The following is a 21,794-nucleotide window of genomic DNA, read 5'->3' on the forward strand; positions in this document are numbered from 1 at the left end:
CCCCCCCCGAAAATGATGAGGTCGGGGCAGGAGAAACTCCATGAACAGTTCACTAATCTCTAAACGTTTCCCCGAAATCCCCGAAATAAAAAAGATAGTCTATAATCTTGCTGCACTATTCTGACAAATCATTGTCGGGGGGCCTAGGGACGAAGGGGCGCATACTCTCAAAATGTGCGAACTCAAATGTCCGTAAGGCCTCCGCCCTCTAAACATATATTATGATTTTGTAATATATGAAATATTAGGAGGAATGCATATGCGCAGCATTAGCAATTTTCAAAGTCTTACAGCAGCTGCTCTGCCTGAACCGGTTATCCGATATGTCTCTTGCCTTTTAGAAGGTTTGTGCAGGAGCAACGAAATCGATCCCTATTCATCGGACGCCTGTCATATTTTCCTTCTCAGCCCGGTCATTCTCCTTGAACCAGGCGACCAACTGCTCCCTCTGCTGGAAGTCCAGCAATATGGGCCGGAATACATCGAGAAAGCGGACATCTCCGGTTTCATTTTATATCGTATAGGCTGCCTAATCGATAACGATCTGCTCGTACAATACCTTGTTCCGGAATGCTGGGTGGACACGGATATCGAAAAAAAGATTTTTGATATCGTTATCGTTCATAAGCTGGACAGATTTTCCAGAGACAAATATGATAACGCCTACTACAAGCGAATCCTGAAAAAAAATCGTGTGCAGCTCATCAGCATCACCGAAAAACTGGACGATTCGCCTGAAAGCCTGATTCTCGAGTCAGTCATCGAAGGTATGGCGGCATACTATAGTAAAAACCTTGCCCGCGAAGTCATGAAGGGCATGAAAGAAACCGCCTACCAATGTAAACACACCGGAGGACGTCCGCCGATCGGTTATTCCGTAGACCCTGCCACAAAAAAGTACATCATCAATGCAATGGAGAAACCCATTGTCGAGACAGTATTTTCCATGTACCTGGACGGCTATGGCTATAACCAGATTCTTGCTGAACTGAACGATAAGGGATACAGGGCAAGGACCGGCAGACCGATCGGCAAGAATACATTGCTGGAAATTCTGAAAAACGAGAAGTATACCGGTGTTTACGTGTTCAACTTAACCGATGGCAAGGATGCTTTCGGACAGCGGAACAGCAACCGAAAAAAATCCGACGAAGATATCATTCGAATTGAAGATGGCATGCCCGCGATTATTTCCAAAGAGGACTTCCAGAAGGCGCAGGAAAAGATCAATTTCAACAAACGAGCGCCCGGAGCCTACAAGGCGAAGGAAATGTACCTGCTCAGCGGCCTGACCATCTGCGGGGGTTGCCTAAAGAAACTCGGGCAAGAATTTTCAATGATGGGAAATGTCAAATATTGCGGACGAAACAAGCTTAAGTACGTCACCTATCGATGCGGCAATCGCGACCGAACAAAAGAATGCAAAAACAAAGAACTGCGACGCGAATACATCGAGAGCTACGTTCTGCACGAATGGAACGCCGCGTCTTCAACGATGCCGCCATACCTTACCTTGTGAAACAACTGAATGAATATCAGCAATCGATAAGTGCAGCGCGAAATGAAGAAATTAAAGCTCTTAGCGTAAGACTCGCCGATACTGATCGCCAAATCAACAATATTGTAGGCGCTGTTTCGCAAGGCTTCACGCAAGCTTCGTTCCTGGACAAGTTGACCGAGTTGGAGGCCGATAAGGCGCGTCTCGAAGTGAGAATTGCCGAACGAAGGCTGGATGAATCCAAGCCGACCATCACCGAGGATGTACTTCGCCAACTTTTCGCCGAGTTCAAAGAGTTCGTCGCCACGCGGAACGTGCCCGAGATCAAGAAGTTCATCGGCAGTTATGTCGACAAGGTCATCATCTACGACGAGCATGTCGAAGTCATTTTCAAGCTCGACGCGGCGGGAATTTCGCTCGATGGCACCGAGATTGACGCTTTTGCCGCTACTGTAGCTAAAAAAGATTTGTTTGGGATGAAGCAAGATGCTGTATAAAAATAATGAGCCCGGCCATTGTCCCCAAATGGCTTGGCTCATTTATTTTCCACTTATATTCCACTGAAAAGCGAAACCAATAACTCCGAATTAGCCTCTAGGCGGATACGGATCATCTCCAAAACTGTTCTTATCCCTAATCTGCCCGTTCTGCCGATGAATCACTACTTCCGATCGCTGATTACGAGCAATCCCTGTTGCACGATCAATCGCCTGCGCTTGTGTATCCGTCCTTACTGTCGCTCTTTCATTGCCTGCTCCTTTCACCTGCCAACCTCCATCAGGATGCGGAGTTACATGCTGGTTCTTTTTCATAATCGCTTTTCCTCCAAGTTTATTTTATCTTTTTCACAACGCCTAGCTTCGTGACGCTGGCTTTAGCCTTAGCTTTCTTCCATTCCTGTACATGACCCATCAAGCAATCGATTAGAGCATCTACCGTCGTAAGAAATTCTTCTTTGTTGGCGATTTTGATTTCTTCGATACTAGACAAAACGTCTTCTGAAATCTCATGTTGGCTCGGTACACTATTTAGCACTGCATGAAGCTTTTTCACAATAGCAAGTTGACCATAACCAGAATTAATAAAACCATTATTAAGGAAATCACCATTATTGGCACATGTATCTATTGCCTTCAATTCAGGCTTGGCAGAACGCTCTTTTTTATCTTTTTCGTACTCAGACCAATCATTGATAAGTTGATGTACTGGCCTATGCAATAATATTTCCTTACTTTCAGAACTAATATCTTTTGCTAAAAACAACTCTGATATACGTTTAACGTCTTTGACTGGAGCTTGTTCAGCGGCTATTTTTGAAGCGAGCTTGTCTCGGTATTCAAGGGCTACATTTTTCAAAGGTAATACTTGTTCCTCAGAGAGCTTATTGGGCAAAATATCCTTACCATTGTGAATCAATTGCTGGACTTCCTTGCCGAATACAAGGAGGTCCAGCTTTTGGCTAATGTATCTTTCACTCTTACCCAACCTACTGGATAGTAGCTTTTTAGAAATTCTAAATTTCAAATCATTTAAGAGTCTATTAAATGCCTCAGCCTCTTCAATCGGTGTAAACCCTTCTCTTTGAATATTTTCAGTTAACTGCTCCAAATAAATATCAAGTTCTGATTCACTGTCAGATATAATGGCTGGTATTTGTTCCAAGTTGAGAAGTTGACATGCTTTAAACCGACGATTTCCAAAAATTATCTTATATCGACCGTTATCAATTAGCCTCACCTTAATAGGATTTAACAACCCTACTTCTTTAATACTTTCCGCTAATTCATTTAAGGATTCTTCATTAAAGTTATATCGCGGCTGCTCTTTATCTTCATCTATTGAATTCAAAGCTACATTTATTACCCTCATGATGACCTCCTACTTATCCGTCAATCAGCTACCCTCTTCAGATAATTTGTCAAACAGATCAAGCTGCTCAGGCTGGTTCTCACGTCGTTTTCCAATCTGACGGGCACCATTGTCAAGTTTTTCCGATTTTCCGATCATACCTTCGCCTCGTCTTCTAAGAGGCTTGCTTATTCTTTCAAATTGATCAATATACACTGGAATCATATAACCATCACTAGTATACCCAAAGTATTGAAGGTCCTCATTTTTGTCAACTATTTTCCTCATACGATACTTGAGACTATTCTTATCACTAGTGCTTTTCAATTCTATACCAAGCTCTGAGGCAAACTCTTTCAGATGCCGCGGACCGGTTTCAACAGTGCCGAGCAAAAAATGCTCGAATCTCGTATTTAAATCAAAATTCCAATTAAATGACATCCCTGTGTCCTCCCTAATAATAATTGAACAAGTTGTGAACTTATTACGTTAGGAGAAGGAATTTGCCACACAAGAAGAGAATATAGATGTTATGTACATAGTAGGAAGTTGCCGCAGATTCTCGTATCTATCAACGTACTTTTGGCGAAGGGTTGAGAGATATTATTTCTGTGTGTCAAATTCCACCCCACCCCTTTAGCAGAATGCTAAAGGGGTTTAGTTTGGTGTCGAACGCCTATGGGGTCTGACAGAAATCGTTTTTCTTACTCCTCCTGGGGCACTTCTCTTGTGTGGCTTTACAGGAACAATTTTATTGCCTTTTTGAGTCTTAGCCATATTTACCACCTCCTCTCACAGTAGCCTACCTCTATTCCGATTCCTGTTCCCCATCAGTAGCCTGTCCTTCAATAGGATTATTAAGGTCTACAAGAAGCAAACCCGCATTTTCATCCCATTTTGACAAACACCGAACCGCACGATCAAATTTTAAGTCTGGACAATAACGTGCAATAAAACGAATAAAATCCTTATTATTAACACGAGTAAAGCCATTGCGTTCCTTTCCAGCAAACGGCAGAGAATCTTTATCTTCTTCGTCTTCTCCGTGAAGCGGTTTTACACCAATTATTTTTAAATTTTCATCAAACCCTATTTGAATCCGTAGCGGGTTTCCCATTTCTTCTGCCGCCGCTCTGTTGAAGGTTATACCATATTCTGCTATGGATACAATCGGCGTTCCGATGCTTGGCTTGTACCATCTAAAGTTGAATTCCATTCTCTCCACCGCAATTCTCAAATATTTTTCTCGCAAATAAATTATAGCACAATTTACCGCTTGACTACATAGTTTTTTCTTTTCTGTCGAATCTCCGTCGCTTTCTCATCTCCAATACCACAATAAATCCTTCACCCTTCTTTTCATTCGGTATCTAGTTTGCAATTATGTTGCACTCAGTTCACTTTCCACACCCCTATTACCACCCTCTACATTCTCCGAATTATTTCAAAAATGTTACAGGAATTTCATCGTCAATACGAGATTCTCTTTATTGAAAATCCCAAACGCCTCGTTAAATAATTATTATTTAGACTACGTAGCCGTAAGTGGCTGCAACGCGATTAGAAGAGGTAACTGCCCTACGCACAAGGCTGGCAGAAGTCGACCGCTAGATTAAATAATATTGTCGGCACGGTTTCGCAGGGCATGACTTATGCATCATTTGCCGACAAAATGACCGACTGACCCTGAGATCGAAGAGGCACGGCTTGAAGTGAAAATCGCCAAGCGAAAGCTTGACGAATTGAAACTCTCCATCATCGAAAATGTGCTTTTTCAGCTTTTCGCTGAGTTCAAAAGGTTCGTCGTCACGCTGGACGTGCCAGAGATCAAGAAATTCATCGGCAGCTACGTAGACAGTTTCATCGAACATGTCGAGGTCATCTTCAAGCACGACGGCACCGAAATTGACGCTTTGCCGCTACTGTCGCAAAAAAAGAGCTATTCGGGATGAAGCAAGATGCCGTCTGACTAAAGCGAGCCAGGCCGTCTCATTAAGCGGCCTGGCTCTAGTTTTTAGAACGGATACTCACCATTGTACCTCTCACCAATAGAAAGATTTTGTTCCAGATAGTACTTCTCCAATACATCTAGTTCTTTGCTGTACTCTCTTTCTTTCATAAGATTTTTCAGCTTCTGACCATCATAAAAAACATCAAGCATTGACGGTTTTAAATTACTTTCGTTTAATTTGGATAGAGTCTCTGTTGCCTCTTCTGAAAATCGGGCCGTTGAAATGAAACACGCTTTCAAAATATGTTGATTGTATTTACTCGAATTACTGTAATATCTCTGTGCGAACGGAAAAGTTCTTCTGAAAAACCACCTGATAGTATTTTTCGAATCCTGATCACCAAGCTTTATTTCGCTATTACCCCTGTATCCCTTTAATTCAAAAACAATTTGTTCTCTAGGACCGTGGAAAACCAAATCGTACTCATAATATTCTACTTTGCCACTGGAATCCTTATCTTTCAAAACGACGCTTTGTTCAATGTACCCTTCCCCGACAATTCTGCGAAGAACCGAATACATCAATATTTCAAAGAGGTCTCCCTTTAAATTCTGTAAATTTGTTTCCTGGCCAGATTCCCTCAGTTTTTCCAGCACACTTCTAATTTCAGAAATGACATCCGAAGGATATGATTGGAATCTAAAAAAATCATTAATATTATTGAGACTTTTGAGAACCTCATATATACGTTCTCCATAAATCGTTCCAAGATGAAATGATAAAAATCCAAGTTTTCTAATTCTATTTTGCACACTCGTATCCGTTGTTTCATTTAAAATTATGATTGGCAGTACTTTTCTTTTCCTGCTTAAAGAACTACAAATCACACCTTGAACTCGATTATAAAAACCATCTAAATCCTGCTGTGAGTACGAACGACTTAGTTGGACATCCAAAACAATTAGGGTATTCTTTTTGTCTTCGCGGTCATTTGTTATCCCTGTGGCAGATGAATAAGAAAAGGCATCCCATACGAAATTATTGTGTTGAGCACCTTTTGAAAGTTCATCTTTGCTTCGATAAACTACTTCTTCACTATTAATTAAATTATGTTTTTGTAACCAAATGAGTACATCTCTTAAAAACATGCAATCTAATTTCATCTTACCTTCATGACTCGTTACAATTGATAACCAATTGACTCCATGTTTTTTATCAACAATGTAGGTCACATTGTTGTAGGTCTGTAATTCCATAATAAAGTCTAAATGAAGCAAGTCTTGAATAATACGGTCTAAATAATCCATCTTGGTTTTTTCTCTATCTAAAGGACTTGAGGTTACCTTTAGTGCTTCATAATAAGAGAGGACGCCCCCTGAATTCTCTAATGTAACAATAAGTCTGTACAAGGAAGGACGATGTTTTTTCGTAATATGCTTAATCATGGACTTGTTCAATGAGCGAGTAAAATACACAAATTGATTATTACCAAAAGTAATTGGCGAGGTTGAGTTAATCTTACCACTAGCAGTCAGACGCTGGACAATCTTTCTTGAATTAACTGAAGTAATATGAAATCGCTCAGATAATTTTTGATTTAATTCTTGGGCTGTTAAATATCCTTGTCTTTCAATCTCATTCTGGATAAACGATAAGTAATCCATTATCCGCCACACCTCTTTAAATGTCACACTGCTCTTATAAAATTATATTAAGACATTTACGCGCTCCTCCGCAAATTGAATTTTTGTTGTTATACCAATGCTTTCATACTCAAGCATCATTAAAAAACTAACGATTCTCTGTCACACTAAAGCATTTCCCCAAAAGCAAAAATCCACAACCTCGTGCGGTTGTGGATTTGCATGGTGGAGGCGAGGGGATTTGAACCCCTGTCCGAAGGCAACGCCACACTCCGACGGGGCTTCGCCATGGATGTAGTCATGATATTGATGTCACCCGAGCGTCGTCTCGTAACTGACTATGCGTTGGGTCAGCCTTAAATATCATTATGAATATCAAGTTAGCTCCGCATGGCTTATGCGGTCAGTTCAAAGTAGGTGACAGTATCCGTAGCTACACAAGCGGCAAGCAGGCGATTAAACATCTGACCTTCAAACTGCCGACGATTGGTACGAAAGCAGAATTCGTTCAGATAGGATTGCAAATGCTTAGCATCTAATCCGTGAAACGTACCGCCAATAAAGGCTTTTGCGTTGGAAATCATCGTGTGCAGCCATTTCAGGTGATCCGGATTGTCCTTTACATTGAACTTGATCGGTTGGTGGTGATATTCCTCAGCGAGAGCGTTGTACGAACGATACGCGTCACTACTGATTGTCGAGCCTGGTTCGATGTGCTGTTTAGCAAACTCGACGAGTGTCTTCCCTTTGACATTCGGGATCACCTGCATCTTGACGTATTGCGGTGCTCCTTGCTTGTTAAGCGATACCCCAACAAGCACAGGCGTTTGGTCCGTGCCCCGACCGCGTTTGCCACCTTCGGTTGGCGCTCCGAAGAACGCGTCATCCAACTCGACCAAACCAGCCAGTTGGTAGTGGGCATCGCGATCTCCCATGGCTTTGCGAATTTTGTGAAGCAATAACCAGGCGGTCGGGTAGGAGATTTCTAGTTCGCGAGAAAGAAAAACAGCGGATATACCGCGTTTATCGTGCGCCACAAGGAAAATCGCCCAAAACCAGGTCAACAGTGGTGTGCGGGATTTTTGCATAATTGTGCCGGCGGTAACAGACGCTTGATGTTTGCAGCTCGTGCATTGATACAGCTTGCGCGTTTCCAAAAAGTAGAATGCATGGTGCTTGCATTTGGGGCAGCAGAATCCATTAGTCCAGCGGATCTGGAATAGATGCTCACGACATGCATCATCTGAATGAAACTTTTCTTGGAATCTCTTCAAAGTCATCAATTCTTGTTGCGCCATACCGATCACTCCCGAACATTTGTTTGTATTCAGTATACCAAACAAATGTTCGCACCGGAAGGCTTTGCTGAGGCAACTTGATATTCATTAATATCATTTATCATTTAGTTGCTCCTACAAATTTAACCCATCCAGCCAACTCGGCAACAAGCTAGCCCGGTAGGTCGGTTTGCTCTGCTCAAATTCAACCAAAACCTCGTACTCATCACGAGAATTGTCCAGAACTACGGCAACATCCGCTTGACTCAGAGCATCCTTCAGATTGCAGAGCGACACCCCGTAGCGGCGAACAATATCTGCCGGCGCGATGTAATGACCGCCCTCTAGCACTCGCGTTCTGACTCGGTCAATGTGCATTTGGATATTTTGCAGTCCGATATAATAAAAGTATACTTTATATCCGGCCATTCCGGCTGCTGCCATCTGTTTAATGACGTATTGGCCTGAGAGTGTGGTTTCCATGGCGAAGGAATTACGTCGAGCCAGACAGTCCCTAATTCTGCGAATCGCTTCTTTTCCGGCGGACAAGTCTGCACTTCGTGGGTTGGATGGATTCAATTGTTTGGCAATCAAATCCGGGTTTATGATGACATCGAATGCTTGCCCGTAGTGCTCGATAAGAGTCGATTTTCCCGCTCCATTGCATCCGGCAAAAACGTAAAGCTCCGGCTCCAACATCTTCTTATTCAATTGGAAACTCCAGCGATTTTCCGTCGCCATCTACGACAAGAGCGTATTTCCGTCCGTCTGCATCTTCGCGTACCCGGTTCCCGTTCTGCATATAAAATAGCGGAGCGCCTGCCAGTCGCGCCTTTTCACGTACGGACTTGCTTGCTGCCTTTAGAACCTCCTGAAGCTCTTGACCCTTCTTGACAGTCATCGCGCACACCTCAGCATCCTCAAAAATTGGGTTCTCTATTAGTTTAACAAAAACCCGACCTCATGCGGTCGGGTTTCTGATGGTGGAGGCGAGGGGATTTGAACCCCTGTCCGAAGGCAACGCCACACCGGTGTCTACGGGTGTAGTCACGATATTGATGTCACCCGAGCGTCGTCTCGTAACCGACTACGCGTTGGGTCAGCCTGATTGTCTTATTCCGTCCGACCCCAGGCGGAGACCGAGCGGCGGATCCCACTAGAGTTGAGCCCCTATCCTAGCACATGGGCGATGCGAGGTAGAAGCACGAGAGCAGGTTATTAAGCTGCTACTGCGTAAGAAGTTGTACGGTTGCCATTTAATTGGCTTTAGCGTTGATGAAGTGGACGCGTCCCCACTACCCGCGACCGGAGCTCGAACTACCCCCGTCGAATCCAATAACGCCCCCAAGTTAGAAAATGTTCCTTCCCCGACCGAAGCCGGGAAAGAAACGAATATCTCACATCATTCACACGCACCAGTCCGGATCCCTTCCACAAGATCGAACTGCCGCCATGTGACGGAGAAGAAGAAAAAAAGATTATGCAGCAAGTTTCCCCGCTACAGTCTTAGTATATCACATTGGACTGCACTCGGGTAAAAAGGTTGCTGTCAGATCCGGTCGTCACTGTCAACGTTGCCAAAAGCCACCTGTCCAACCGTTACCTTGCTACCTTCTGCTTCTCCCGCAACGCACGCTGAATGTCGCGCTGTGCATCGCGTTTCGCTTCGGTATCGCGCTTGTCGTACTGCTTCTTGCCTCGGCCGACGCCGATCAAGAGCTTGGCGAACCCGTTACGGATATAAATTTTCAAGGGAACGATTGTAAAGCCTTGCTGTTTGGTAACGCCCAGCAGCTTGTGAATCTGTTCCTTCTTCAAAAGCAGCTTGCGCGCTCGAGTCGGATCCAACGGATTGCTCCGGTTGCCCTGCTCAAACGGACTGATGTGCATGTTGTGAGCGAACGCTTCGCCGTTCCGAATAGTACAGAAGCAGTCGGAGATGTTCGCCTTGCCCAGCCGAATGGACTTGATCTCGGTCCCGCTCAGCACCATGCCGGCTTCGTACGTGTCTTCGATGAAGTAATCGTGGGAAGCCTTCTTATTCTGCGCAAGCACTTTGCCGTCGCTTTTCTTGGTCAAGGCGATCCCTCCTTCATCCATGAACATGTACCATTAAGCGTGTGCAATGTGTTCGACTTAGGAGTTAATTGTATCAACTTCAATGGAAGAAATCAATGCGAGCCCTGCGGTATAACTATTTTTTCCGCTTGCTCGCCTTGCGGGCGAAGCTGCGCATCGACTTGCCAGCGTCGCCGCCCCCATTGCCACCGAAGCCGCCGCCTGTACCGCCGGAACCACCACCACTGCCGCGGCGCTTGCCACCACGCGAGCCGCCGCTACGGCCACCTCCACCGCCGGAACCTGCCGCGTCTCCGCTGCCGCCAGCGCCGCTGCTATTCGCTCCGCTTCCCCCGCCGAAAGCAATGCCCCGCTGGCCACCAGCACCCCCACTGCCACCGGCACCCGCGCCGGTGCCACGCGCACCACCGCCGCCTGCACCGCCGCCGCCCACGCGGTCGCGTCCGCCTTTGCGGCGCCCACCACGGCCGCCGCCGCCAAAGCCGCCGCTGCGCTCCCCGCGCCCGCCGCCGGCTCCACCGCCTGCGGCGCCAAAACCGCTGCCGCGCCGCCCGCCAGCGCTAGCGCCGGCGCCACCACTGCCGCGCTCGCCGCCGTCGCGGCCACCCCCATCGCCGCGCTCCCCGCGCCCGCGGCGACCACCGCCACCCGCGCCGACGAAGCTGACCTTCTGCTGGCGCGGCTTCATATCCACCATCTCGAAGTCGATGGTGTGCTCCGCCATGTTCACGCGAGCCACGCGAACCTTCACTTCATCGCCGATGCGATAAATTTTCGACGTCCGCTCGCCGATCAAAGCATGCTGCATCTCATGGTGATGGTAGTAGTCGTCGGTCAGATCGCTGAGCCGAATCAAACCTTCGACGGTATTGTCCAGCTCGATGAACATCCCGAAGCTCGTCACGCTGCTGATGATGCCCTCGAACTCCTCGCCGACTTTATCCAGCATGAACTCCGCTTTTTTCAGCGCATCCGTATCCCGCTCCGCATCGACCGCCACCCGCTCGCGATCCGACGATTGCTGCGCATAGTCGTCCATCCGACTCGCCAGGTACTCGTACCGCTGCGCCGGCAGCGATCCGCCATTCTCCAACACCTCGCGGATAACGCGATGAATGATCAAGTCCGGGTACCGCCGAATCGGCGACGTAAAGTGCGAGTAGAACTCTGCCGCCAGCCCGAAATGCCCCAAGCTGTTAGCATCGTAACGCGCCTGCTTCATCGACCGCAGCATCACCGTGCTGATAACCGTTTGCTCCTTCGTCCCCTTAATCTGCTCCAGCAAATCCTGCAAGGCACGCGGATGAACGGAATTGCCCTTTCCTTTGACCACGTAGCCGAAATTCGTAATGAACTCCATAAAATGCAGCAGCTTCTCGCCGTCCGGGTCCTCATGAATCCGATACAGGAACGGCACCTTCAAGAAGTAAAAATGCTCCGCCACCGTCTCGTTCGCCGCCAGCATGAACTCCTCGATAATCTGCTCCGCCACCGACCGCTCGCGCTTAATAATGTCCACCGGTTTACCGTTCTCATCGACAATCACTTTCGACTCCTGGAAGTCAAAATCGATCGCCCCGCGCTTCATCCGACGGCCCCGCAGCTTTGTCGCCAGCTCTTCCATCAGCTCGAACGTGCCGACCAAATCCGCATACCGCTCCAGCAGCTCGGGCTCGCGATCCACTAAAATCTTCCGCACATTCGTGTACGTCATCCGTTCCTTCGTCTTGATCACGCTGGTGAAAATATCGTGCCGCACCACGTTCGCGTTCGCATCTAACTCCATTTCGCACGACATCGTCAGTCGGTCCACCTGCGGGTTCAAGCTGCAAATTCCGTTCGACAGCCTGTGAGGCAGCATCGGAATAACGCGATCGACCAAGTACACGCTGCACGCGCGATTGTAAGCTTCCTTGTCCAGCTCCGAGCTTTCCCGCACATAATAGCTCACGTCTGCAATATGCACGCCCAGCAAATAATTCCCGTTCGGCAGCCGCTCCACGTTCACCGCGTCGTCCAGATCCTTGGCATCCTCGCCGTCGATGGTCACAATGACACGATCCCTCAGATCACGCCGCCTAACCAAATCCGACTCCCGAATCGTCTCCGGCACCGCATCGGCTTCCGCCAGCACGTCCTCCGAGAACGCCTCCGGCAGCTGGTATTTGCGGATGATCGACAAAATATCGACGCCCGGATCGTCCTTGTGCCCCAGAATCTCAATGACTTTGCCTTCCGCCGCCGCACGCCCCGAAGGGTATTGCACGATCTCGATGACGACCTTCTGTCCGTCCACCGCTCCGTTGAACGATGGCTGAGGCACGAAAATATCCTTCACGATCCGCTTATCGTCCGGAATGACGAAAGCGTACGTCTCAAAGCCATGCAGAGTCCCCACGATGCGAGTGTTGGCCCGCGTGACGATCCGCGCCACTTCCCCTTCCAACCGGCCACCGCCCGCACTTTTCGACGTGATGCGAACCAGAAGGATGTCCCCATTCATCGCGCCGTGCAAATCGTTAGCATGTATGTAGACGTCCGGATGCTCCTTATCCTCGGGCAGCAGGAACCCGAACCCTTTAGCATGCGCCTGCAGCTTACCCCGCAGCAAATTCATCCGCTCCGGCACGCCGTAACGCTCCGTCCGGGTCCGCACCAGCGCCCCTTCCTCCTCCAGCTGATTGAGCATTTTCAGAAACTGCTTGAACGCCTCCGCGTCCTCCACCTCGAAATGCTTGGCCAGCTCTTGGTACGTCATCGGCTTGTAAGCTTTTTCCCGAACGAACTGCAGCAGCTGATCGCTTGTTATCAATGTCATCACCTTTCCCCATGGCCTCTCCTCTTCAACTCTGCAAAAGACGGCCTTCTCGCATATATACTATAGTATTCACCGTTTTACCCACAAAAAAAACAGCAGGAGATCGCCCCTGCTGCGTGTTTTTTTGCATCGTCATTAAATTTAGTTGCCCACAACGTAAGCCACAACCAAAGATAAGATAAAGAAAGACACAGCGAAACCGATCGTCACTCGGGACAGGAGCAAGTCCAATCCGCGCGCCTTCTGCTTGCCGAAAAGGTGTTCCGCACCGCCGGAGATGGCTCCCGAAAGACCCGCACTCTTGCCCTTCTGCAGCAAAACGACTGCGATCAAGCCGAGAGATGAAATGATCAGCAAAATCTTAAATAAAGTTTCCACAATCCCACCTCCTAAAGCGTAATGCAAGAAACGCACTTCGTCCGCACTCGCGAGGACCGCATATGCCTATAAAGCCCATTTCACAGCAAAACTTATTATAGCATAAACGGACGGACGAGACAACTGATCATACAACGACCGAACAACGACCGTCACCAGCCACTCATCCTCCCGTCGAAAAACGATTCAACCCCGCATCCCCGTTCCCAGCCTGCCTACACGCCCGCTACCATCACCGCTGCCACTGCCTCTACGTCCTCCCGACCGACCCCGCCCGAGAAAATAGCCGATCGCCGACCGCGCGCACAACAAGGACACGATCAGAAACACGATAGCCCACACAGGAGCCGGCACCCCCGTCACCGAGGCTAACCCCGTCGCATCTCCCGCGGCACCGGGTCTGTTCACGCTCATCAGCAGCAAACCCAGAGGACCGACGACCGACTCTTCCAGCGAAACAAAAGCGATCAACAAGAAGTAACCATGCTGCAGCCAGCGAATTGGGACGAGCATCACAACCGCATTCACGACCATGTAGCCCGCGAGCCAAGCGACTCCGAACCCATTGCGTACGAACAAAGCCAAGGCGATACCGGCAAGCAGCGTACAGACGAACAGCCCTTGCCCGATCCGCCCGCGGCTATAGCAGTAGAACAAGTACACCGAGAACAACGAAGCCGTCACATAACCCGACATCGACACCGGAATCAACCGCCACCCTGCGCTGATGTACGAATAAGTGACCCCGCTATGGTCGGCGAACAGCTGAATATACAGCACTTTGCCGGAGAGCAGCAGCGTCGTCGCCGCATGTCCAAGCTCATGAACCATCGTATCGAGATTGCGGAAAAAAGAAGAGAACGGGATCCAATGGCTCAAAATGGCGGACCCGATCAGCATCGCTACCGTAATCATCCATCGACTCATTTGGACCCCATCCCCTTCATTGAGAAATGGTCAGCTTCAGTTTCACAGACCTTACAGGTTCTTCAGGTTATAGAAAGCCTTCTTGCCGGCGTATTGAGCGGAGCTGGACAGCTCGTCTTCGATGCGCAGCAATTGGTTGTATTTCGCAACGCGGTCTGTACGGGAAGGTGCACCCGTCTTGATCTGGCCGGCGTTTGTAGCAACCGCGATGTCGGCGATCGTGCTGTCTTCGCTTTCACCGGAACGGTGCGAGATTACAGCGGTGTAACCTGCGCGCTTAGCCATCTCGATAGCGTCGAAAGTCTCGGTCAGCGTACCGATTTGGTTCACTTTCACGAGGATCGAGTTGCCGATGCCCTTCACGATGCCTTCGCCCAGACGCTCGGTGTTCGTTACGAACAAGTCGTCGCCTACGAGCTGCACTTTGCTACCCAGCTTCTCGGTCAGCAGCTTCCAGCCCGCCCAGTCGTCCTCGGCGCAGCCGTCTTCGATCGAGATGATCGGATATTTATCTACCCAATCCGCCAGGAAACCAACGAACTCTTCCGGCGTCAGCGACTTGCCTTCGCCCTCCAAGTGGTACTTGCCGTCCTTGAAGAACTCGGTGGAAGCTACGTCCATACCCAGGAACACGTCTACGCCCGGCTTGTAGCCTGCGCGCTCGATCGCAGAGATAATCGTCGTGATCGCTTCTTCGTTGGAGCTCAGGTTCGGAGCGAAGCCGCCTTCGTCGCCTACTGCCGTGTTCAGGCCCTTGTCCTTCAGAACCGCCTTCAGGTTGTGGAAAATCTCAGCGCCGATGCGGAGCGCTTCCGCGAAGTCTTCTGCGCCTACAGGCAGAACCATGAACTCTTGCACGTCTACGTTGTTGTCGGCATGCGCGCCGCCGTTAATGATGTTCATCATCGGCACCGGCAATTGCTTGGCGTTGAAGCCGCCGAGGTAAGTATAGAGCGGGAGGTCGAGGGCGTCGGCCGCTGCGCGAGCTACAGCCATCGATACCGCGAGGATGGCGTTGGCGCCCAGCTTCGCTTTGTTCGGCGTGCCGTCGAGCTGGATCATTTTGTTGTCGATGCCGACTTGGTCCAAGGCGTCCAGACCGATCACTTCAGGAGCGATGATCTCGTTCACGTTCTGAACGGCTTTCAATACCCCTTTGCCCAAGTACTTGCTCTTGTCGCCGTCGCGAAGCTCTACCGCTTCGTATGCGCCCGTCGATGCGCCGGATGGCACGATCGCGCGGCCTTTGCCGCCGGACTCGAGGTATACTTCTACTTCAACTGTAGGGTTGCCGCGGGAGTCCAGTACTTGGCGTGCGTAAACGTCAGAGATAATCGTCATGATTCAGAACAGCTCCTTTAAAAGTAATGTATAGGGTTAAGCTTTTACCTCAGCGAGGATCGTGTGGCCCGTCATCTCGGCAGGCTGCTGCACACCTAGCAGTTGGAGCATCGTAGGCGCGATATCGGCCAAGATGCCGCCATCCCTTAGTGTAACAGAAGTCGAGGTGACAATGAAAGGCACCGGGTTCGTCGTATGCGCCGTGAACGGGCGGCCGTTGTCGTCCACCACGAGATCGGCGTTGCCGTGGTCGGCTGTGATCAGCGCCACCCCGCCGGCGGCGAGTACCGCTTCTACAACGCGGCCCAGACATTCGTCCGTCGCTTCGACAGCCTTGATCGTCGGCTCCAGCATACCGGAGTGGCCGACCATGTCGGGGTTGGCGAAGTTCAGGATGATGACGTCCTGGCGGCCGGATTCGATCTCCGTTACAGCGGCTTCCGCCACCTCATAGGCGCTCATCTCGGGCTTAAGGTCGTAAGTGGCGACCTTCGGCGAGTTGATCAAGATGCGCGTCTCGCCCGGCAGCTCCACATCCCGTCCGCCGCTGAAGAAAAACGTCACGTGCGGGTATTTCTCCGTCTCGGCGATTCGCAGCTGCTTCAAGCCGTTCTGCACTAGCACTTCGCCGAGCGTGTTATCGAGGTTCTTCGGTTTATACGCGACGAAGCCGGCTACGGTTTCGCTGAACAGCGTCAAGCAGACGAAGTACAGCCCGGCAGGGCAACGGTCGCCCCGGTCGAAGCCGCGGAAATCTTCGTTCGTGAATACTTGCGACAGCTGGATCGCGCGGTCCGGACGGAAGTTGAAGAAGACGACAGCGTCGCCCGATTCCACCAAGCCGACCGGCTCCCCGTCGGCGCCTACGATAACGGTCGGCATGACGAACTCGTCGAACACCGACTTTTCGTAGGACTCTTTCACGGCTTGGATGGGATCGGTATAACGAGGTCCGTCTCCGTACACCATGGCGCGGTAAGACTTCTCCGTCCGCTCCCAGCGTTTGTCGCGGTCCATCGCGTAGTAGCGGCCTTGCACCGTCGCGAAACGGCCAACGCCGATCTCATCGATATGCTTCTGCACCTTCTCGATGTAACCGATGGCGCTGTCCGGCGAAACGTCGCGGCCGTCCAGAAAAGCATGGATGTAGACCTCGGTTAAACCATGCGCCTTAGCCAAGTCAAGCAAAGCAAGCAGGTGGTCGATATGGCTGTGTACGCCGCCGTCCGACAGCAAGCCGTACAGGTGCAGCTTCTTACCGTTATCCTTGGCATGCCGCACCGCACCGATCAGCGTCTCATTGTCGTAAAAATCCTTGTCCCGGATCGACTTCGTGATGCGGGTCAAGTCTTGGTACACGATACGGCCGGCGCCGATGTTCAAGTGTCCGACCTCGGAGTTGCCCATCTGCCCTTCCGGCAGCCCTACAGCTTCGCCGCAGGCTATCAGCGTCGTGTGCGGGTAAGTTGCCAAGTATCGGTCGTAGTTCGGCTTGTTCGCTTGCGCCACGGCGTTGCCGTGCGTCGCACTGCGCAAGCCGAAGCCGTCCAAGATGATGAGGGCGACCGGTTTCGGCCGATTCGCTGCTGCCATCTTAGCGCGCCCCCTCGACGAGCTGGATGTACGAAGCCGGCTCCAAGCTGGCACCGCCTACCAATGCGCCGTCGATGTCCGACTGCGCCATGAACTCGCGCACGTTGTTCGGCTTCACGCTGCCGCCGTACTGGATGCGTACGGCTTCGGCCGCGGCTGCACCATGCTGCGCGGCAATGCGCTCGCGGATGTAGCCGATCACTTCGTTCGCGTCATCCGCAGTCGAAGTCTTGCCCGTACCAATCGCCCAGATAGGCTCGTACGCGACAACAACCTCCGCTGCCTGCGCAGCGGTCAACCCTTGCAGCGCCGCTTCCGTCTGCACGCGGCACACATCCTTCGTCTTGCCGGCTTCGCGCTCTTCGAGACTCTCGCCGACGCAGACGATCGGTGTCAAGCCGTGCTTGAACGCCGCAACAACCTTACGGTTCACTGTCTCGTCGGTTTCCGCGAAGTAAGCGCGGCGCTCCGAGTGGCCGATGATGACGTAGTCGACGCCGAGGTCCTTCAGCATCCCGCCGCTGATCTCGCCCGTGAACGCGCCGCTGTCTTCGAAGTGCATATTCTGCGCGCCGATCTTCAGCGTCGTGCCTTGGACGGCTTGTACAAGCGCCGGCAGCGCGATATATGGCGCGCAGATGACGCTTTCCACGCCGTCCACTTCCGCCGCGCCTTTAGCCGCTTCTACGAACGCCAACGCCTCCGATACCGTTTTGAACATTTTCCAGTTGCCTGCAATAATCGGTTTTCTCATGATCGATCGAACCTCCTCAAGACCGCGCGATGCGGCTCCTATTTATCGTTCAGGGCTACGACGCCCGGCAATGCCTTGCCTTCCATGAACTCCAGCGAAGCGCCACCGCCCGTGGAGATGTGGTCCATCTTGTCGGCCAGGTGGAACTTCTCAGCCGCTGCAGCGGAATCGCCGCCACCGATGACGGTGTAAGCCGAAGTTGCCGCACAAGCTTCTGCAATCGCACGCGTACCGTTCGCGTATGGCTCCAGCTCGAACACGCCGACAGGGCCGTTCCATACAACCAGCTTGGACTCAGCGATCACCTTGCTGTAAATTTCGCGAGTTTTAGGCCCGATGTCGAAGCCTTCCCAGTCCGCCGGAATCTCGTTGATCGGCACGATGCGGGTGTTCGCGCTCGCGCTGAAGGCGTCTCCGATGACGACGTCAACCGGCAACAGGAAGTTCACGCCGCGCTCCTTGGCTTTGTTCAGGAAGTCCAGAGCCAGATCGAGCTTCTCGTTGTCGCAGAGCGACTTGCCGATCTCGTAGCCTTGCGCCTTCAGGAACGTGTAGGACAGGCCGCCGCCGATGAGGATCGTGTCGGATATCTTCATCAAGTTCTCGATGACGCCGATTTTGTCCTTCACCTTGGACCCGCCGACGATAGCAGTAAATGGACGCTCCGGATTGCTGAGCGCTTTGCCCAGCACGTCGAGCTCCTTCTCCATCAAGAGGCCGGACACCGCAGGCAGCTTGTGCGCGATGCCTTCCGTCGAAGCATGAGCCCGGTGAGCGGCGCCGAACGCGTCGTTCACATACAGGTCTGCCAGCTCGGCGAAAGCGGCCGCCAGCTCCGGATCATTCTTCTCTTCGCCCGGGTAGAAGCGGACATTCTCGAGCAGCAGCACGCCGCCGTCGGCGAGCTCGGCGATTTGCGCCTTCACGGCGTCGCCGACAGCTTCCTTCGCGCTAACGACCGGCTTACCAAGCAACTCAGACAAACGGGCCGCGACCGGTGTCAACCGCAGCTCCTCGACCACTTGTCCTTTCGGACGGCCCAGATGGCTGGCCAGGATGACCTTCGCGCCTTTGCCGATCAAATATTGAATCGTAGGCAGCGTTTCCCGGATGCGGGTATCGTCGGTAATGGCGCCGTTCTCGAGCGGTACGTTGAAGTCAACGCGGACGAACACTTTTTTGCCGGCTACGTCGGCGTCGCGGACACTTTTCTTGTTCATGGGTGGGGATCCTCCTGATACGGAATTGGGCGAAATGAAACGAACCGAAGGTAAAACGAAGGCGTGCATGTCAACAGGCAAAGAGGAGAATCGCTTCTCCTCTTGACCCACTAAATATGAGAGGCTCTTACAGCCCTTTGGATGCGATGAAAGCGGCGAGGTCGACTACGCGGTTCGAGTAGCCCCACTCGTTGTCGTACCAGGAAACGACCTTCACCATATTGTCGCCTACTACCATAGTCGACAGGGCGTCGATCGTGGAGGAAGCAGGGTCGCCGTTGTAGTCGCTCGATACGAGAGGCTCGTCGCTGTAGTTCATGATGCCCTTCAGCGCGCCGTTAGCCGCTTCGCGGAGTGCCGCGTTCACGTCTTCTACGGATACGTTCACTTTCAGCTCGGCTACCAGATCCGTTACGGATACGTTAGGAGTCGGTACGCGGAACGCCATGCCGTTCAGCTTGCCTTTCAGCTCGGGCAGTACCAGGGATACCGCTTTGGCTGCGCCTGTAGACGAAGGAATGATGTTTTCGGCTGCTGCGCGGGCGCGGCGAGCGTCTTTGTGCGGCAGGTCGAGTACGCTTTGGTCGTTCGTGTAGGAGTGAACCGTCGTCATCATGCCCTTCACGATACCGAACTTGTCGTTCAATACTTTGGCGAAAGGCGCCAGACAGTTGGTTGTACAAGAAGCGTTGGAGATGATCGTGTGAGCGGCCGGATCGTATTTGTCTTCGTTAACGCCGATTACGATCGTAATGTCTTCGTTAGTGGCAGGAGCGGAGATGATAACCTTCTTCGCGCCGCCCTTCAAGTGAGCTTCGGCTTTCTCTTTCGCTGTGAAAATCCCTGTGGATTCTACAACGATCTCGACGCCGTATTGAGCCCAAGGCAGGTTGCCGGGATCGCGCTCTGCGAATACTTTCACTTCGCGGCCGTTGACTACGAGGGAGCCTTGACCGGCTTCTACAGTTGCGTCCAGACGGCCATGCGTCGTGTCGTACTTGAGCAAGTGAGCGAGCATGTTCACGTCGGTCAGGTCGTTGATCGCTACGATCTCGACGTTCGGGTTGTTCAGAGCTGCGCGGAATACGTTGCGGCCGATGCGGCCAAATCCGTTAATACCTACTTTTACCATGGGTTCTTCCTCCTAGGAAAATAAGTTGATATATATTTTCAAGACTGCCCATAAAAAGGCGTCAAGACAACATGGGTTGGAGCCGATCTCGAGCATTTTCAATATTTCAAAATTTCTTGCGCCGCCGCCTCGTCCGTGACGAGCACGTCGTTGTGGCCGTACCGCATGACCGATGCGATCGCTTCGCCCTTGCTGCGTCCACCCGCTACCGCGATGACGACCTGCGAGTTCTGGATGTCTTCGATTCTAAGTCCGACCGTGGGCATTCTATGAACGACTTTCCCTTGCCGGTCAAAATAGTAGCCGAACGCTTCCGCAAGCGCGCCTTCCTGCTGCAGCCCTTCGATCGTCTGCGGATCGACCTTGCGCCGGCGGGCCATCACCATAGCGTCCCCGATGCCGTGTACGACGATGCGGGCGTGGCGGATGATGTCCACGAGCTCGCGAATAGTCGAGTCCTGCATCAGAGTCTGATAAGCTTCCTCGCCGAGATGGTCCGGTACGTGCAGCAGCCGGTATTGGCCGCCCGTCTTCTTGGCCATCGTCGAAGCGATCGTGTTGGCTTGAAGCTCCACGCTCTCTCCGAGTCCGCCTCGCGCCGGGACGAATAGGCTCCCCTTCAGCGCCGAAGAGACCGTCATGAACTCCGCAATCTCCGCCAGCGTCGATCCTCCGGTTACGGCAATGACGCCGTCCTTGGTCGCGAACTTGCGCAATGCAGCGGCTCCGGCTCGGCCAAGCTCCTTCTTCGTGACGGAGGAATGGTCCCAATCGCCCGGAACGACGACAACCTGATCGAGGTCGTACCGCTCCTTGAGCTGCTCCTCCAGATCGGACAAGCCCAGCAGATCCTTGATCAACGGCTCCATATCGGCCAGCAGGCGTTTCCCGCTCTCGGTGAGCATCATGCCTGTAGACTCCGACTCCAGCAACCCTTGTTCCTTGAGAAAATCGACCTCGGCCCGCAGCACTCGTTCCGTCAAGTCCAAGTTGGCGGCTAATGCCCGCCTGCCGATAATCCCGGAGAACTGAATATGATGGAGAATGGTGTACCGCTTCTTCAGCACCTCGGTCAAGTCCGGCAGCAGCAGCTTCTGTATATCAAGAATTTGCCTCATGGGCGCCGTCACTCCTGCTCTCGACTTGGCAGCATGATTGTTTGCTGTGGATCAGGGTTCGGGACATTTAATGTCCCGCATAATCTTTTTGCGTCCCGCTTGCATTTTTAATTATATTCCTCCGTTGTATGAAATGCAAGTCGGGTAAGAGCTTGATTTTTTGTAAACCATGCTCTATAATAATTTTTGCTGCCGAAAAATATCGGGCGGCGACAT

The 21,794-nt window shown here is 51.4% G+C and carries 21 protein-coding genes and 1 other RNA gene; 3 read left to right on the forward strand and 19 right to left on the reverse strand.

The annotated features are described in order from the left end of the window. The first annotated feature begins 259 nt into the window (after positions 1–259). On the forward strand, positions 260–1,519 hold the full coding sequence (locus tag PKO02S_RS12255) for a recombinase family protein (protein ID WP_246066949.1): 1,260 nt from the start codon (positions 260–262) through the stop codon (positions 1,517–1,519). Next, positions 1,474–1,995, forward strand: coding sequence for a hypothetical protein (locus PKO02S_RS33220; RefSeq protein ID WP_246066951.1), 522 nt, complete (start codon positions 1,474–1,476; stop codon positions 1,993–1,995). Before PKO02S_RS12255 ends, PKO02S_RS33220 begins: the two co-directional genes overlap by 46 nt. A 90-nt stretch (positions 1,996–2,085) precedes the next feature. Here the strand turns inward: PKO02S_RS33220 and PKO02S_RS12260 are convergent, their stop codons facing one another. From PKO02S_RS12260 to PKO02S_RS12275, 4 genes are all read right to left on the reverse strand, one after another. Then, positions 2,086–2,310, reverse strand: coding sequence for a DUF2188 domain-containing protein (locus PKO02S_RS12260; RefSeq protein WP_127583119.1), 225 nt, complete (start codon positions 2,308–2,310; stop codon positions 2,086–2,088). A 19-nt stretch (positions 2,311–2,329) separates the two neighbouring features. After that, entirely contained in the window at positions 2,330–3,367 is a 1,038-nt protein-coding gene (locus tag PKO02S_RS12265) for a ParB/RepB/Spo0J family partition protein (protein ID WP_127583121.1), read from the reverse strand. 24 nt (positions 3,368–3,391) lie between these two features. After that, on the reverse strand, positions 3,392–3,787 hold the full coding sequence (locus PKO02S_RS12270; RefSeq protein ID WP_127583123.1) for a hypothetical protein: 396 nt from the start codon (positions 3,785–3,787) through the stop codon (positions 3,392–3,394). Positions 3,788–4,154: 367 nt separating this feature from the next. Continuing rightward, complete coding sequence (locus PKO02S_RS12275) at positions 4,155–4,562, reverse strand: hypothetical protein (RefSeq protein WP_127583125.1); 408 nt, start codon at positions 4,560–4,562, stop codon at positions 4,155–4,157. Positions 4,563–5,058: 496 nt separating this feature from the next. On the opposite strand from PKO02S_RS12275, the gene PKO02S_RS12280 reads away from it, so the two are divergent. Beyond that, positions 5,059–5,298 (forward strand): hypothetical protein, encoded by a 240-nt coding sequence (locus PKO02S_RS12280; protein WP_127583127.1) that lies wholly within the window; start codon positions 5,059–5,061, stop codon positions 5,296–5,298. 62 nt (positions 5,299–5,360) lie between these two features. On the opposite strand, the gene PKO02S_RS12285 is transcribed toward PKO02S_RS12280, so the two are convergent. The 15 genes from PKO02S_RS12285 to PKO02S_RS12355 form a co-directional block, all read right to left on the reverse strand. Continuing rightward, positions 5,361–6,962: a hypothetical protein gene (locus tag PKO02S_RS12285; RefSeq protein ID WP_127583129.1), complete on the reverse strand. Its 1,602-nt coding sequence runs from the start codon at positions 6,960–6,962 to the stop codon at positions 5,361–5,363. Positions 6,963–7,336: 374 nt separating this feature from the next. Continuing rightward, the gene (locus tag PKO02S_RS12290; protein WP_127583131.1) at positions 7,337–8,239 is read right to left on the reverse strand and encodes an IS1595 family transposase; all 903 of its coding nucleotides are present in this window, start codon (positions 8,237–8,239) and stop codon (positions 7,337–7,339) included. A 114-nt stretch (positions 8,240–8,353) separates the two neighbouring features. After that, positions 8,354–8,929 carry an ATPase gene (locus tag PKO02S_RS12295; protein ID WP_246066953.1) on the reverse strand — a complete coding sequence of 192 codons (576 nt, stop codon included), beginning with the start codon at positions 8,927–8,929 and terminating at the stop codon, positions 8,354–8,356. Then, the gene (locus tag PKO02S_RS12300) at positions 8,922–9,119 is read right to left on the reverse strand and encodes a hypothetical protein (RefSeq protein ID WP_127583133.1); all 198 of its coding nucleotides are present in this window, start codon (positions 9,117–9,119) and stop codon (positions 8,922–8,924) included. The genes PKO02S_RS12295 and PKO02S_RS12300 overlap by 8 nt, the downstream gene beginning before the upstream one ends. Positions 9,120–9,199: 80 nt before the next feature. Beyond that, positions 9,200–9,564: a transfer-messenger RNA gene (gene ssrA / locus PKO02S_RS12305) on the reverse strand. A 253-nt stretch (positions 9,565–9,817) separates the two neighbouring features. Beyond that, complete coding sequence (gene smpB, locus PKO02S_RS12310; RefSeq protein ID WP_127583135.1) at positions 9,818–10,297, reverse strand: SsrA-binding protein SmpB; 480 nt, start codon at positions 10,295–10,297, stop codon at positions 9,818–9,820. A 115-nt stretch (positions 10,298–10,412) separates the two neighbouring features. Next, positions 10,413–13,109, reverse strand: coding sequence for a ribonuclease R (gene rnr / locus PKO02S_RS12315; RefSeq protein ID WP_174819907.1), 2,697 nt, complete (start codon positions 13,107–13,109; stop codon positions 10,413–10,415). 147 nt (positions 13,110–13,256) lie between these two features. Beyond that, entirely contained in the window at positions 13,257–13,493 is a 237-nt protein-coding gene (gene secG, locus PKO02S_RS12320; RefSeq protein WP_127583139.1) for a preprotein translocase subunit SecG, read from the reverse strand. 186 nt (positions 13,494–13,679) lie between these two features. Beyond that, positions 13,680–14,420: a M50 family metallopeptidase gene (locus tag PKO02S_RS12325; RefSeq protein WP_127583141.1), complete on the reverse strand. Its 741-nt coding sequence runs from the start codon at positions 14,418–14,420 to the stop codon at positions 13,680–13,682. A 51-nt stretch (positions 14,421–14,471) separates the two neighbouring features. Continuing rightward, complete coding sequence (gene eno, locus PKO02S_RS12330; protein ID WP_127583143.1) at positions 14,472–15,761, reverse strand: phosphopyruvate hydratase; 1,290 nt, start codon at positions 15,759–15,761, stop codon at positions 14,472–14,474. A gap of 36 nt (positions 15,762–15,797) precedes the next feature. Next, positions 15,798–17,354: a 2,3-bisphosphoglycerate-independent phosphoglycerate mutase gene (gene gpmI, locus PKO02S_RS12335; RefSeq protein ID WP_127583146.1), complete on the reverse strand. Its 1,557-nt coding sequence runs from the start codon at positions 17,352–17,354 to the stop codon at positions 15,798–15,800. Position 17,355: 1 nt separating this feature from the next. Beyond that, entirely contained in the window at positions 17,356–18,108 is a 753-nt protein-coding gene (gene tpiA / locus PKO02S_RS12340) for a triose-phosphate isomerase (RefSeq protein ID WP_127583148.1), read from the reverse strand. 38 nt (positions 18,109–18,146) lie between these two features. Further along, the gene (locus tag PKO02S_RS12345; RefSeq protein WP_127583151.1) at positions 18,147–19,328 is read right to left on the reverse strand and encodes a phosphoglycerate kinase; all 1,182 of its coding nucleotides are present in this window, start codon (positions 19,326–19,328) and stop codon (positions 18,147–18,149) included. Between the two features lie 127 nt (positions 19,329–19,455). Then, the gene (gap, locus tag PKO02S_RS12350; protein WP_127583153.1) at positions 19,456–20,460 is read right to left on the reverse strand and encodes a type I glyceraldehyde-3-phosphate dehydrogenase; all 1,005 of its coding nucleotides are present in this window, start codon (positions 20,458–20,460) and stop codon (positions 19,456–19,458) included. 98 nt (positions 20,461–20,558) lie between these two features. Further along, positions 20,559–21,578, reverse strand: coding sequence for a sugar-binding transcriptional regulator (locus PKO02S_RS12355; protein WP_127583155.1), 1,020 nt, complete (start codon positions 21,576–21,578; stop codon positions 20,559–20,561). Positions 21,579–21,794: the final 216 nt, after the last annotated feature.

It is taken from the genome of Paenibacillus koleovorans NBRC 103111 (assembly GCF_004000845.1).
Classification (GTDB): domain Bacteria; phylum Bacillota; class Bacilli; order Paenibacillales; family NBRC-103111; genus Paenibacillus_AA; species Paenibacillus_AA koleovorans.

Coding starts and splice junctions, on each gene's coding strand:
- PKO02S_RS12255 (WP_246066949.1), top strand. CDS start 260: ATGCGCAGCATTAGCAATTTTCAAAGTCTTACAGCAGCTGCTCTGCCT.
- PKO02S_RS33220 (WP_246066951.1), top strand. CDS start 1,474: ATGGAACGCCGCGTCTTCAACGATGCCGCCATACCTTACCTTGTGAAA.
- PKO02S_RS12260 (WP_127583119.1), bottom strand. CDS start 2,310: ATGAAAAAGAACCAGCATGTAACTCCGCATCCTGATGGAGGTTGGCAG.
- PKO02S_RS12265 (WP_127583121.1), bottom strand. CDS start 3,367: ATGAGGGTAATAAATGTAGCTTTGAATTCAATAGATGAAGATAAAGAG.
- PKO02S_RS12270 (WP_127583123.1), bottom strand. CDS start 3,787: ATGTCATTTAATTGGAATTTTGATTTAAATACGAGATTCGAGCATTTT.
- PKO02S_RS12275 (WP_127583125.1), bottom strand. CDS start 4,562: ATGGAATTCAACTTTAGATGGTACAAGCCAAGCATCGGAACGCCGATT.
- PKO02S_RS12285 (WP_127583129.1), bottom strand. CDS start 6,962: ATGGATTACTTATCGTTTATCCAGAATGAGATTGAAAGACAAGGATAT.
- PKO02S_RS12290 (WP_127583131.1), bottom strand. CDS start 8,239: ATGGCGCAACAAGAATTGATGACTTTGAAGAGATTCCAAGAAAAGTTT.
- PKO02S_RS12300 (WP_127583133.1), bottom strand. CDS start 9,119: ATGACTGTCAAGAAGGGTCAAGAGCTTCAGGAGGTTCTAAAGGCAGCA.
- PKO02S_RS12325 (WP_127583141.1), bottom strand. CDS start 14,420: ATGAGTCGATGGATGATTACGGTAGCGATGCTGATCGGGTCCGCCATT.
- eno (WP_127583143.1), bottom strand. CDS start 15,761: ATGACGATTATCTCTGACGTTTACGCACGCCAAGTACTGGACTCCCGC.
- gpmI (WP_127583146.1), bottom strand. CDS start 17,354: ATGGCAGCAGCGAATCGGCCGAAACCGGTCGCCCTCATCATCTTGGAC.
- tpiA (WP_127583148.1), bottom strand. CDS start 18,108: ATGAGAAAACCGATTATTGCAGGCAACTGGAAAATGTTCAAAACGGTA.
- PKO02S_RS12345 (WP_127583151.1), bottom strand. CDS start 19,328: ATGAACAAGAAAAGTGTCCGCGACGCCGACGTAGCCGGCAAAAAAGTG.
- gap (WP_127583153.1), bottom strand. CDS start 20,460: ATGGTAAAAGTAGGTATTAACGGATTTGGCCGCATCGGCCGCAACGTA.
- PKO02S_RS12355 (WP_127583155.1), bottom strand. CDS start 21,578: ATGAGGCAAATTCTTGATATACAGAAGCTGCTGCTGCCGGACTTGACC.